Source organism: Methanobrevibacter sp. (assembly GCF_050872065.1).
Classification (GTDB): Archaea; Methanobacteriota; Methanobacteria; order Methanobacteriales; family Methanobacteriaceae; genus Methanocatella.
Map to the genome: position 1 here is coordinate 1 of NZ_JBNMGD010000042.1, position 12,730 is coordinate 12,730.

At 29.7% G+C, this 12,730-nt stretch carries 12 protein-coding genes; 6 read left to right on the forward strand and 6 right to left on the reverse strand.

The window, feature by feature from the left end; genetic code table 11:
- Positions 1–145: 145 nt before the first annotated feature.
- On the reverse strand, positions 146–1,069 hold the full coding sequence (locus tag ACR0P1_RS06335; RefSeq protein ID WP_432645562.1) for a ribose-phosphate diphosphokinase: 924 nt from the start codon (positions 1,067–1,069) through the stop codon (positions 146–148).
- Between the two features lie 92 nt (positions 1,070–1,161).
- Between ACR0P1_RS06335 and ACR0P1_RS06340 the strand changes: the two genes are divergently transcribed.
- Positions 1,162–1,674, forward strand: a complete 513-nt coding sequence (locus ACR0P1_RS06340) for a hypothetical protein (RefSeq protein ID WP_432645563.1) — start codon at positions 1,162–1,164, stop codon at positions 1,672–1,674.
- A gap of 18 nt (positions 1,675–1,692) precedes the next feature.
- Here the strand turns inward: ACR0P1_RS06340 and ACR0P1_RS06345 are convergent, their stop codons facing one another.
- Together ACR0P1_RS06345 and ACR0P1_RS06350 are read right to left on the reverse strand one after the other, a co-directional pair.
- Positions 1,693–2,061 carry a zinc ribbon domain-containing protein gene (locus tag ACR0P1_RS06345; RefSeq protein ID WP_432645564.1) on the reverse strand — a complete coding sequence of 123 codons (369 nt, stop codon included), beginning with the start codon at positions 2,059–2,061 and terminating at the stop codon, positions 1,693–1,695.
- Between the two features lie 29 nt (positions 2,062–2,090).
- Entirely contained in the window at positions 2,091–2,600 is a 510-nt protein-coding gene (locus tag ACR0P1_RS06350) for a GNAT family N-acetyltransferase (protein WP_432645565.1), read from the reverse strand.
- 62 nt (positions 2,601–2,662) lie between these two features.
- On the opposite strand from ACR0P1_RS06350, the gene ACR0P1_RS06355 reads away from it, so the two are divergent.
- The gene (locus ACR0P1_RS06355; RefSeq protein ID WP_432645566.1) at positions 2,663–3,544 is read left to right on the forward strand and encodes an ADP-ribosylglycohydrolase family protein; all 882 of its coding nucleotides are present in this window, start codon (positions 2,663–2,665) and stop codon (positions 3,542–3,544) included.
- A gap of 6 nt (positions 3,545–3,550) precedes the next feature.
- Complete coding sequence (locus tag ACR0P1_RS06360; protein ID WP_432645567.1) at positions 3,551–4,033, forward strand: hypothetical protein; 483 nt, start codon at positions 3,551–3,553, stop codon at positions 4,031–4,033.
- On the opposite strand, the gene ACR0P1_RS06365 is transcribed toward ACR0P1_RS06360, so the two are convergent.
- The 3 genes from ACR0P1_RS06365 to ACR0P1_RS06375 form a co-directional block, all read right to left on the reverse strand.
- Entirely contained in the window at positions 4,023–5,447 is a 1,425-nt protein-coding gene (locus ACR0P1_RS06365; RefSeq protein ID WP_432645568.1) for a Mur ligase family protein, read from the reverse strand. The two genes, ACR0P1_RS06360 and ACR0P1_RS06365, sit on opposite strands and share 11 nt — an antisense overlap.
- 113 nt (positions 5,448–5,560) lie before the next feature.
- Complete coding sequence (gene lonB / locus ACR0P1_RS06370; RefSeq protein ID WP_432645569.1) at positions 5,561–7,528, reverse strand: ATP-dependent protease LonB; 1,968 nt, start codon at positions 7,526–7,528, stop codon at positions 5,561–5,563.
- Positions 7,529–8,564: 1,036 nt separating this feature from the next.
- Entirely contained in the window at positions 8,565–8,762 is a 198-nt protein-coding gene (locus tag ACR0P1_RS06375) for a hypothetical protein (RefSeq protein ID WP_432645570.1), read from the reverse strand.
- A gap of 79 nt (positions 8,763–8,841) precedes the next feature.
- On the opposite strand from ACR0P1_RS06375, the gene cobQ reads away from it, so the two are divergent.
- The 3 genes from cobQ to ACR0P1_RS06390 all read left to right on the forward strand — a co-directional run bounded on the left by cobQ (position 8,842) and on the right by ACR0P1_RS06390 (position 12,612).
- Positions 8,842–10,371 (forward strand): cobyric acid synthase CobQ, encoded by a 1,530-nt coding sequence (gene cobQ / locus ACR0P1_RS06380; protein WP_432645571.1) that lies wholly within the window; start codon positions 8,842–8,844, stop codon positions 10,369–10,371.
- Positions 10,372–10,933: 562 nt separating this feature from the next.
- Positions 10,934–11,083 carry a hypothetical protein gene (locus tag ACR0P1_RS06385; RefSeq protein WP_432645572.1) on the forward strand — a complete coding sequence of 50 codons (150 nt, stop codon included), beginning with the start codon at positions 10,934–10,936 and terminating at the stop codon, positions 11,081–11,083.
- A gap of 584 nt (positions 11,084–11,667) precedes the next feature.
- The gene (locus ACR0P1_RS06390) at positions 11,668–12,612 is read left to right on the forward strand and encodes a hypothetical protein (protein ID WP_432645573.1); all 945 of its coding nucleotides are present in this window, start codon (positions 11,668–11,670) and stop codon (positions 12,610–12,612) included.
- Positions 12,613–12,730 lie beyond the last annotated feature (118 nt).

The following is a 12,730-nucleotide window of genomic DNA, read 5'->3' on the forward strand; positions in this document are numbered from 1 at the left end:
CCTATATTCTTCCACTATTTTTCAAGTGTTAATTAATTCTTATACAGATATTGGTTTTTTTGACACCGAATAATAATTATATTATATAAACTTCTATTTAAAAAAAAACATGAAAGTAATAATAAATATTACTTTATGAAATTCTTCAGTTACTTTCTCTCAATGCATTAGCTATGCTTCTAGCTATAGATACACGAGAAGTATCAGAAGATAATGAATTAGTTCCAATAATTTTACCTGCTCCTGCAGCATATATCCTGGTTGCACCATTATTGGTTAAAATTGGGTGAACACAGCATACATCAACAGAGGATGCACCATATTGTTTTAAGATATTAATTGCATTAACAATAGTTCCTCCGGTAGCGATAATGTCATCAACAATGATTGCATGCATACCTTTTACGGAATCAATGTTAACAGTATTTTCACTTTCACTGTCACATCTGACATCTACAATTTTAGTTTCAACTTTATCAGGACCTAAACGTACTTTTGTTAAGTAGGTGCAGTCACAACCAATAATTTCAGAAATTTCCTGTGCAAATCCATATGCTCCTTTATCTGGAGCAATGATTAATGGTTTGATATCTTCTTTTTTAAAGAATTTTTTATCTAAGTATTCTGCAATATCCGGCATTGCAGAAATGTTTCTTGCAGGAATATCAAAAAAGTCCAATACACATGCTTCATGAATATTGAATGTTATAAACTCATCAGCCCCTGCTGTTTGAATTAAATTACAAACAATCTTAGCAGAAATTGTTTCTCCAGGATTAAAACGTTTTTCTTGTCTTGCATACCCCATATATGGAACTACAACTCTTACTTTTTTAGCACCTAAATCCTTAAGATTAGATATGATAAACAATAATTCCATTAGATTTTCATCTTGAGGGTATCCAGTAGACTGAATGACAGTTACTGTCTCGTCTTTAACTTGACCATTGATTCTTAAATATCTTTCTCCATCTGGAAACTTCTTAGTTTCAACATAACATAATTCTTCTCCAAGTTCATGCGCTACACTAGCAGCTAAATCTTGTGAAGCTGAACCACCTATAATCATAATATCACCAAAAATTTTATATGAATATAATTTATGTTCTTTGTAATTAAAAAGGTTAATTATTAATATTTAAAATATTATAAAAATTAATCATGAGAAAATTAAGTGTTGCTCTTATAGCATTGGTATTGATAGTTGTTGTATTTTTAGCATCAACTATTGTAAGCCCAGTTCTAATAGTTGCCGAAGATTCATCTGAAGAAAACGGTATTGATATGGCTGCCACTATTGGTCTTACTGGTTTTGAATGGATTTATCCCGGCAGTTCAGTTAACGCACAAGGTCAAACATTACATAATGTTTATGCAGATTATCCTGATGATCCATACGGCGCTGCTCGTGACATAATGAGTTATACATACCATTTTACTCCACATATCATAGTTAGTGTAAATAATGATGGTGCTGCTGCTATTTTTGGAGGAGACATCATTGATAATATTCGTGCAAATGATGCATATAATGGGTATGCAGGTAATGATAAGGTTTCAGGAAGTATGGATAGAGGAGATGCTGTTGGAACTGCAATGGCTCAAAATGGAATGAACATATTTGAAATTCCTATACAATTTTTAACTGGGAATATTAGCATCCACTTTGTCTAATTTCCCTTTTCTATTTTTTTAATGCATCATTATATAAAATGAAAGCGCAACGCCTAAAAATGAAATGACCATCATTATTAGACCATGTTTTCTAAGTGTGGGATGTTTTGATTGCACTAAGAAAAATGGCATGAAAAATCCAAAAAAGGTAAATGTTGCAAATACTGTATTTTTTGAAATCAAACCAATAACAACACCACTCCATGATAAAAATATAGTGGCGATATACGCTGCGATTAATGCTTTTTTATTAACTTTGAGATCTTGTGTCCTATAAACATTAAATTGCCTAGGTTTTAGACCTTCAACTAACGGAGTACCACATTTAGCACAAAAATCATAATCATCTTGATTTTCGAAATTGCAATTTTTACATAATCTTGTCATCAATTAAGATTAATATCTCATCATATAAATTATTTTTTAAGTACCATGGCTATTTCACTAAATTCAATTCCTGAATAATCCACATTTATCAAATTATCAAAATATTTAAAATTTAACTTTTCTAAAACTCTCTTTGATTGCGTATTTTCAGCCCTATAAGTTGCATAAATCTGATTTACATTTAAATTATCAAATGCTCTTTTAATTAAAACTTTAGATGCTTCAACAGTATATCCTCTTCCCCAGTATTCCTCACCAATCCAATAACCTAGCTCTGCAGAGTTATCTCCCCAATAATGATTGCAATCAGGATGAAATAATAATCCAACACAACCAATTAGAATATTGTCTAGAATAATAGCATAAGTTTCTTTTTTTGAAAATACAGTTTTAATAATATTTAAACTATCTTCAACACTTTCATGTGGTGGCCAGCCAGCAATTGGACCAATTTTTGGATTTTTAGCTAAATTATATAAATATTCTGCATCTTCAATCTGCCAAGGTCTTAAAATAAGGTTTGTAGTTTTAAGAATCATTGGTTAAGATTATGCTTTCAATGATATAAAAATTTTAAATACAAATATTGGAATATATAAATATGAAAGTCAAAGATGGAATCATTGGTTTAGTAGTCGGTGCTGCATTAGGTGTGCCTGTTGAGTTTTACAGCCGTGAAGACCTCAAAAAGTACCCTGTAACTGGAATGAAAAGTTACGGGACATATCGAAAACCAGCAGGAACATGGTCTGATGATACTTCATTGACAATAGCTACAAGGGCAAGTATTGTAAACAAAAAAGGTATTGATTATACAGACATTATCGAGGAGTTTATTGAATGGCAAAGGAATGATAAATATTCTCAAGAAAACACATTTGACATAGGACTTACAACACGTGAAGCATTAAACAACTACACCGGACTAAACCCAATTTGTGGAATGGCTGGTAATGGAAACAATGGAAATGGTTCTTTAATGAGGATATTGCCTTTGGCTTTTATTAACAACATTGATTATGAAACTATTGAAAATGTTTCCTCTATAACCCATAGACACAAAAGAGCTAGAATCGCTTGTGTATTATATATTGAAATAGCTAAATCAATGCTTAATAACTCTAATTTGAGTATTAGAGAACATGTTCAAAATGCTAGCGCTAAAATCATTGAATATTATGAAGATTCATATGAACTTATTCATTTTAAAAGAATCTTTGATGATGATTATTCAAAAGGAGTTTCAAGCACCGGTTATGTTGTATACACATTAGAAGCTGTTATTTATTGTCTTGAAAATATGGATAATTATAAAGATGCTGTGCTAAAAGCTGTTAATTTAGGTGAGGATACCGATACTGTAGCTGCCATTTGCGGTGGACTTGCTGGTATTTATTACGGTTTTGATGAAATTCCTATAATTGGATTAATCAGATTCGTCAAATTGAAACCATATTTGATTTATGTGAAAAATACGAGGTAGTATGTAATGAATATTTATGAAACTATCAAGAATATTAGAGCAACTTGCGATAATTATGTAGATCCAAACTTATTGGCATTCATAATTGATGATGATAACCATATGGGAAAGAATAATATCTTTGAAATTAATGATTATAACATCAAAGACAGCGACACCTACGAGGAAAGACTTATGAAAATTCATAAAAGTGAAAACATATTCTTACCTTGTGGAATGGTTACTTTCATACCTATTTTAAATGAATGCGACATATTCTCTACAACAGATTATAGTTTACAGCTTACACAGGAAGAATTTGATGAATATAGTGACGGAGAAGAAAAATTATTCGGAATTTTAATAAAAAAAGAATCAAACGAATATCAAATTGGAAAAACTGACGTGTGCAATTGCAGTGTTAATGCATCATTTAAAGAATTTAAAAAAGTAGAAGGGGAATTTTATAAAAAAATTAAGGAAATAATAGATAGTAAAATTATCTATTAATAAACTTAATTTTAATTAATTCCCACATAGCCTGTTCTTCACCACATCCAGACATCATGATATTCTTATAATTAGAATTCACAGCTAACTCAGATAACTTATCAATCCTTTTATCCAATTCATCATAACCTATTGAATAAAACTCAGCTGATTCAAATTCTTTTTTGATTATATTATAATATTCTCTAGCTTTTTCAATTGAATGTCTTCCAGGAAGAACAATAACATGTTCAGGATTCATATTTTTAATGACTCTAAAATGATCATTAAATATTTCATCTTCACCAACATCCGGAGTTGTGTAAATAAACTCTAGTGGGCCATCCAAATAATTTTTCATGAATAATGCATTAATTTTAAGAGCATCACCATTATCTCCTTGACCCAGTCCAATATGTTTGTCTCCAAATTTTACAACTTCAAATCTTCCAGGCGGAATAAAAGACATGTCCAAGTTATCAAACACCTCATGAACCGTCTTTTTAATGTTTTCAATTTTAGGAGTATATGATGCATAAGCAGTAATTGAAGCTAATGTATTGTAAATATTATGAAAACCAAATACAGGAACCTTTAATTCTAAGTTTAGTTCAATGTTTTTTGATGCAAAATAATTGTATACATTCCCCTCAATAGTTAATTTCCAAAATTCACTACCAAATTTAGCATCAACAAGTTTAACATTAGGTTCTGGGCGTTTAAAACCACATTTACAAGAAAAAATTCCCCTATGATTTAAAAAATAATATGAATAATCAAATATTTCACCACAATAAGGACAAACAACTTGATTTTGTTCGAAATCTTCAATGTCTAAAATATCAATCCCATAAAAATTAACGGGAATTTCCTTTTGCTTTTCACATCCTATCCATGCAGTTCTTGGATCATCAGCATTTGCAACTAAAACACCATCTTTCATGCCTTGGGATAATAATTTTTTAGCATGCAAATAATCAGGAAAAGGATTCTTAACACCTGCTACTTGAGTGTGCTCTTGAGAAATTGTTGTATAAACAATGCCAATTGGATTTAATAATTTTTGAACAGTATCTGGAATTCCAAATTTTATATTACGAATACCATATTCAAAAATACCTAAATCCCCATCATATTTTAATAAACATGTTACAATTGAATGAATAGTATTATTTTCATAACAATATCTTATAGGAATATCTTTGGACATCAATTTTGTTAAAAGAGAAGTTGTAGTGGTTTTACCATTAGTTCCACTAACTAAAATATTACCTAGTTCCAACTCATCAGCTAACTTAGCTATAGAATCTTGTCCGACAATACTGGAAAATATATAACCTGGATAACTCATTCCGCCACCAGGCCCTTTCTCAAGTATAATACATAACCCCTTTCCAATAATCTTCGCGAGATTAAATTTAAAATTTTCGAACATAATGATAAATGTTATGTTATTAATTATATTTAATAATATGTAATTTACATGATTAATATAATGTAATAACAATTATAAAAATTTTAAAAAAAAAGAGAGAAAATAAATCCAACTTAATTTGTAGTTGGATTATTCAAAGTTGTTTGTGGAACTTTATCTGCCACTTTTGAACTTAAATTTTTCATTTTTGCAATTAATTTATCTTTAGAAGATCCACTAATCAAAATGTTTTCTAAAACATCACTTAAAGTTTCAGTTGGAATGATTTCAATCATATCTTCATATTTTTTCTCAATCATAACATCATTTAAGTTAGATTTAGGAATTAAAACTTTTTTCATTCCTGCCTCTGCAGCAGCTTCAATTTTAGCAGTTGCTCCACCAATAGGCATTACATCACCACGTACATTGAGAGAACCAGTTAAAGCAACAGTTTGATCTATTGGAATTTCTTCAATAGCTGAAATAACAGCTGTTGCAATACTTACACTAGCTGAATCTCCTTCAACACCATCATAAGTCTGGATGAATTGAACATGAATATCATAATCTGAAATATCTTTGTTTGTGTATTTTTTAATTAATGCACTTACGTTTTGAACAGATTCACTAGCAATTTCTCCTAATTTACCAGTAGCAATTATTTGACCACCAGTTTTAGATTGAGTTGGAGCTGCTTCTGCTGCAATTGGTGATACAATTCCACTTCTATCTCCAATTACTGCAAGACCATTGATGAGGCCAACTCTTCCACCTTTAGCAGAAACCATACTATAGTCTTTTCTTTGTAAAATGGATCTATCAGCTATTTGCTGTTCTAATGTTCTTGCATATTTTTTAGCTTCAAATACATGCTCAGCAGTTACAAGATCAGCACCATGTTCAATAGCTACATCCCCTGCAGACCTTACAAGTCCTCCAAGGTCTCTTAATTTTAAGGTTAATGCATTTTGTTTTCCAGATCTTCTTTTTGCTTCCATGATTATCTCATCTAATGCATCAGTTGAAAAGTGAGGGATTCTTCCATCATTTTTAACTTCTTGAGCTACGAATTGAACTAATTTTTCCCTATTTTCAGTGGTATCATCCATATAATCTTTCATGAATACTTCATAACCATATCCTCTGATTCTGGATCTCATTGCAATGTGCATTCCTTCTAAAACTTGAAGGTTACCAGATGCTACAAGCACAAAGTCACATGGTACTGCTTGTGATCTTACCATTGCACCACTTGAGTTTTCACTTTGACCTGTGATTGAATATTGTTTTTCCTGCATTGCAGATAATAACTCTTGTTGAGTTTTCATGGACATTGTACCAATTTCGTCAATGTATAAAACTCCACGATTAGCTTTGTGAATCATACCTGCTTCTACACGTTCATGTGCAGGAGTTCCTAATCCACCAGATTGATATGGGTCGTGACGTACATCTCCTAAAAGAGCACCAGCATGAGCTCCAGTTGCATCCATGAATGGTGCAAATCTTGCATCTTGGTTATTAACCAATAATTTTGGAGACATAACATTGTTTTTTGGTTTGATTTGAATTGAAATAAGTAAAATTAAAGCAGCTGCAATAATAGATTCAAGTAATCTTCCATACATGAATCCAATTACTAAAATACCTCCGATTGCAAACATTGTAATTATTGTTTTCTTTTCTTCGTGGTTTTTAGCAGAGCCCTTAGTGGCTTTTACAATTTTTTTACCCTCACCCGCTGGTACTGTCCTTATTAATGGGTGATTATTATCTTCCATGTTCGGGTATACAAGCACGTCTTTTAGAGTCTCATGAGGCAATATTTGAGCCATTCCTTTAGCCAGCATAGATTTACCTACACCAGGATCTCCAATAAGTAAAACATTCCTCCTTTGTTTTGCTGCTTTTTTAATTGTCTCAATGGACTCTTCATGTCCTATAACTTGATCAATTAATAAAGGTGGAACTTCAATATCTTGTGAACTTTTAATATTATCATAATTTAACATGGGTTTAGTCTCATTATTATCATTTGACTCTTCAATCACTACTTCTTTTGAAGTGTTATCTACTATTTCTTGTTCTTCAAATTTCATAACACAAACCTCCTTTATTTAGTCTATCATTAAAAAGTTAAGTTAAATATAGTATTTAAATATTATTTAAATCAACAATATATAAAAAGATTTCTATTTTAGTAAATAAAAGTTATTTTAATCCTCAAAAAATATGCAACAATCATAGATCCCAATTTATAGAATTAAATAATCATTCATATCAAAAATATTTAAAATAGTTATTTAATTATTAATTCATTATATTATCAATATTTTATTTATAATAGCTTAAAACTAAAATTTAAACATGAAATAGATAAAATTATATATTTATAACTAATATAAATATCATTACAATATTAATTTTCAATAATTATATATTGTTAATCGTTTTGAAAGCATGGTTGTATGTACACAGTCATTTGTTCAATAATATTGAAAACATAATGCGCTTGAACAAAACAATGATGATTATGTACCAGTATTAATTGAAAATGATGATGGTATTATAACTACAAATGAAGAGTATGAAGGGTATTATATAGTTAAATCCATTGCAGCTAAAATAATAAATCCTGAAAGGATATATTTACGTGACTTCAAAAGTTACTGTAATGTATTATTAGATGATAATAAATATTATCCGATAGCTAGACTGTATTTTAATAACATTCATAGGTTAAGAATAAGTTTATTTGATGGATTTGAGAAAGCTGGAAAAGGCCGTAAAAAATGGAAATCATACAATATTAATAATATTAATGAAATTTATAATTATGAACAAGAAATAATAAAAACAATAAATATTTACTTAAGAGAAATAAAAAAGAAAAAGTAATGTTTTTGTAGTAATAGATTGGGATCGTAGATGCGCCAACATCTCACCCAACCAGGTTACAAAAAATAGTTCACAGGACAGTGAGACCATAGTAACCATATGTAATTTCTATAATAAAAACTATTTAAATTTATCCTATGCTGAAATAAATAGTCCTACAGGAAGTAGGTTGTATTTGACATTGTTAGCGATAGCTATCTTTATTTTTAACGTATTATTTGAGAAAAAAAGAGGTAATTATGAAGATCTGGCTTTATTAACTTCAACAGTTATTTTATCTTCAATAATTACTTTCCAGTGTAATGAGTCACCTTGTTCTAATTCTAATAATTTTAAAATTTCTTGGGGGACAACAGATCTCATTGAGTTGGGTCCTCCTTTGCGTATGTACACAGTCATTTGTTCAATAATATTGAAAACCCCAAATAATGACATATAAAATCCATGCTTCAAATACGGTTAAAAAAAACTCATTTTAAAATTATTTATAACATTAACTAAATATATTATAGACATGACAAATTGTATCATGGTTCAGGGAACCTCTTCAAATGCCGGGAAAAGTATGCTTGTAGCTGCTTTATGTAGAATATATAAAAATAGAGGATATAAAGTAGCTCCTTTTAAATCTCAAAACATGTCTTTAAACTCATACACTACAAAAGAAAATGGTGAAATTGGAATAGCCCAAATGTTACAGGCAGAAGCAGCAATGACTGAACCAAGTGTTCATATGAACCCAATATTACTCAAACCAAAAGAAGAATTCACATCCAATGTAATTATCCATGGAAAATCCATTGGAGATATGAATTTCTATGACTACCAGCACAAATACCATGACAAAGCACTGGAAGCCATAAAAGAAAGTTTAGATATTTTAAAAGAAAAATATGACATCATCATTATTGAAGGAGCAGGATCACCTGCCGAAATCAATATGCGCAAGGAAGACATTGCAAATATGGAAATTGCACATCTTGCAGATGCAAATGTTATTTTGATTGCAGATATTGAAATGGGTGGTGTTTTTGCATCAATAGCCGGAACTTACGTTTTACTTGATGACTATGATAGATCAAGATTAAAAGCAACTGTCATCAATAAATTTAGAGGCAATTTGGATATTTTAAAACCAGGCCTTGATAGAATTGAAGAGATTACCGGCGCACCTGTTTTGGGCGTTCTTCCATATGATGAAACTTTGAAATTACCTGAAGAAGATTCAGCATCCTTAACTACACATGATTTTGCAAAAGACAAGGATATTACAATTGGAGTCATCAGACTTCCAAAAATAGCTAATTTCACAGACATTGATCCATTTGAATATGAAGATGATGTTTCTCTTAAAATGATTGGTATTAATGATGATATTGGAGAGGTTGATGCTATTTTAATTCCAGGAACTCGTAATTCCACAGAAGACATGTTTGCTCTTCGAGAAAGTGGCCTTGCAGATCAGATAATTGAAAAATCAAAAGATATACCAATTGTTGGAATCTGTGGAGGACTGCAAATTCTTGGAAACATAATACATGATGAAAACAAGCAGGAATCAAAACACGGAACCATAAAAGGCCTTGGTCTTTTAGATATTGAATCTCAATTTTCAAGATCAGACAAAATCGTAACCCAATCTAGTGCAATAATACCTGATACTCTCAATGGCCTTGCCGGAGAAATCTTTAAAGACATTGTTGGTGAAAGCGTTACCGGTTATGAAATTCATGAAGGCACTACCACTCTATTAAATTCTAAAGCATTGTTAAATATTAAAAAAGGACAAGGAAATAATGATGATGGAATGATTGATGGTGCCTGTAACAACAATGTATTTGCAACATATTTCCACGGAATATTCCATAATTACAATTTCAGAAGGGAATTTTTAAACTACATAAGAACAAAAAAAGGCCTTGAAACCAAATATGGTGAAGATCCATATGAAACTCAAAAAGATTATTCCCTAAATAAACTAGCTGAAATTGTTGAAGAAAACTTGGATATGGGTGTTATCGATGAATTATTGTTTTCAAAATAACATAGTTTACCTAAAAAAATGAATAAATGTGTTTAACAAAAAAAATAAGTCCCATTAAAAAAGAAATCATAAAAAATATCTAATAATGTTTTTATTTAGAAATACAATTATTCATATTACTTCGTAATTTATTGCTAGCCTCCTTACGAACACTCCCATTACAATTATTCCTATCAATATCAACTAAAACAGACCCATCACTAATATACTAATAGTTTCCTTAAGAAATTCCCAATTAAGATTCTTAGCAATATTCAATGAAATATCTGAATCATCTAATTATGATATTAATGAATAATCCATCAATGACATTCAGACGTATTAAATTCATTGAACATGATATTCAATGGGTTTTTAATGTGATATGAACATATTAGTATCTTTCCAATAAATTATTGATGGATTAAATTGATGAAGAGTCCTCTGCCTAAAATCTTGATGATTCTGCTGAATATAACTGAATAAATATTATAATTTTAATAGTAAGTGATTAAAATGGGCAGCTGGGAAGTAGGTAATCCTAGGTTTAGGAAATGATATATGTGTTCCGGACATTACATATTTGAATTATTGCAATAATCATGTAAACAAAGATATTGGACGTGGAGAATTATCTGATGATGAGATTATCGAAAGAGCTAAATTGTGGTCCGCTAAAAGCGATCATTTAACTGCAATAAAAATACTGCTAATTATTAAGCTCAGGATTTAAGACTCTACCCATTAGACTGTTCATTGTAAGGGAATACTAAGCAATGAAATACTAGGGTTCTGCATAGATATTTAATATGAAAAACCATCACCTAAACTATTAATAAAATAATATTATTTCTATTTTCCTATTTTTTAGAGTCTGTAAAATTTTATATGATTCTCTCAAATTATTTTTAAAATTCTACTTTGATGAAAAATCCATCCTAATTTTTTATTTAATTCTAAAAATATTAATTCAAATAGGAACATCCTTTTTTAAGACTCAAAAAGATTTTACCCTAACACTAAACTATTTTTAAATGGAATTAAAAATTTCAAAACAACAAAAATTATACACAACTTATTAGTAGTTTAAACTATATATAACTTATATGAATATATTATAATAACTAGATTAATATTCATTATATACTTATTTAAGATGTTTTGCAATAACTACATTAGACCATATGAATTAAGTTCATCGACTTGTTAGGTGAGTTATTTCTAGCATTATCTTAAATCATAGTATCTAGTTTAACCACATCATGAATTATTAATCTATAATCAATATTAGTTGAATATTCCAAAGGAAGTGCAGTAATGTCAACAATTAATGAATTATATCTCGAAATCGAAGATTTGGAAAAGCAAATTGAAGATGAACCTCGACAAAAACTTAAAAGAAAATTAAAAATTAAAAAAGAAATCAAGGAACTTAAAGAAAGAAAAATAAAATATGGACTGAAAAGTGATTTTGCATCAGTACACCAAGCAGAGAACCAGATTAAAAAACTTGAAAATGAAATTTCCGGAGGCAAGATTCCAAAATATGAATATGAAATTAAACTCCTAAAAGGTCAAATTTCAAGTATTATTGTGACTTATTTTAAAAAGGGTCATAACCTTGAATATATTTTCCAAAAGGAAAATATTCCTCAAAATATTCAGGACGAATGGTTAAGCAAATGTAATTTCGGTGAAACAACAGGTATTCTTTTCATAGATGAAATTGATGACGATGAAAAATACAACTGGAGATACTACAATCCAATGTTAGAAATCGAATATAAATCAGAAACTCTTGAGGATTTAGAGCATCAAATTAAATCTTATAAGAAAGTTTTCCTAGTATTCAATAAAAACCTTGCAGATAAAACCTATAAAAAAGATCTTAAATTAATTCAGGATAACATCAATGCACACATCAGCGATTTAGAATATTGTAGATATGCCACAGATATTTCCAGTTTCCTAGAAATGAACAGGAATAAACTCAGCAAAACTCAAATAAATAACTTAACAGAAGTCATCATATCTAATCCTCACATCCACAATTTTACTCAAAGCTTACAGAATATTTTAAGAAGCAACAATGAAGCAAATGAGGGAATTTATGAGAAGATAATTAATAGTAGAATAAATCATTTGAATGAATGCGATTTAAACCAGTACCATAATTTACTTAAAGATTTAAATAACCTCAAGAATAAATTTAGTGAAAATCAAATTAATAACTTTTATAGACTCTTTCAAAAACTTTGTTGATTTTCAAAATCCTTTTTGCGATTGTCATTCCAAATGAGATCCCTGCGATAGATTCGTTTTAAAACGCCTCGTTTAGTCTTGAATGTTCGTTTTCTTGATTTTGGCATTGTTTTTTGAA

Bases quoted from the DNA above. Each gene is read 5' to 3' on its own strand.
- cobQ (WP_432645571.1), top strand. From the start codon at position 8,842: ATGACAAATTGTATCATGGTTCAGGGAACCTCTTCAAATGCCGGGAAA.
- ACR0P1_RS06340 (WP_432645563.1), top strand. From the start codon at position 1,162: ATGAGAAAATTAAGTGTTGCTCTTATAGCATTGGTATTGATAGTTGTT.
- ACR0P1_RS06365 (WP_432645568.1), bottom strand. From the start codon at position 5,447: ATGTTCGAAAATTTTAAATTTAATCTCGCGAAGATTATTGGAAAGGGG.
- ACR0P1_RS06355 (WP_432645566.1), top strand. From the start codon at position 2,663: ATGAAAGTCAAAGATGGAATCATTGGTTTAGTAGTCGGTGCTGCATTA.
- lonB (WP_432645569.1), bottom strand. From the start codon at position 7,528: ATGAAATTTGAAGAACAAGAAATAGTAGATAACACTTCAAAAGAAGTA.
- ACR0P1_RS06335 (WP_432645562.1), bottom strand. From the start codon at position 1,069: ATGATTATAGGTGGTTCAGCTTCACAAGATTTAGCTGCTAGTGTAGCG.
- ACR0P1_RS06390 (WP_432645573.1), top strand. From the start codon at position 11,668: ATGTCAACAATTAATGAATTATATCTCGAAATCGAAGATTTGGAAAAG.
- ACR0P1_RS06375 (WP_432645570.1), bottom strand. From the start codon at position 8,762: ATGTCATTATTTGGGGTTTTCAATATTATTGAACAAATGACTGTGTAC.
- ACR0P1_RS06345 (WP_432645564.1), bottom strand. From the start codon at position 2,061: ATGACAAGATTATGTAAAAATTGCAATTTCGAAAATCAAGATGATTAT.
- ACR0P1_RS06350 (WP_432645565.1), bottom strand. From the start codon at position 2,600: ATGATTCTTAAAACTACAAACCTTATTTTAAGACCTTGGCAGATTGAA.
- ACR0P1_RS06360 (WP_432645567.1), top strand. From the start codon at position 3,551: ATGAATATTTATGAAACTATCAAGAATATTAGAGCAACTTGCGATAAT.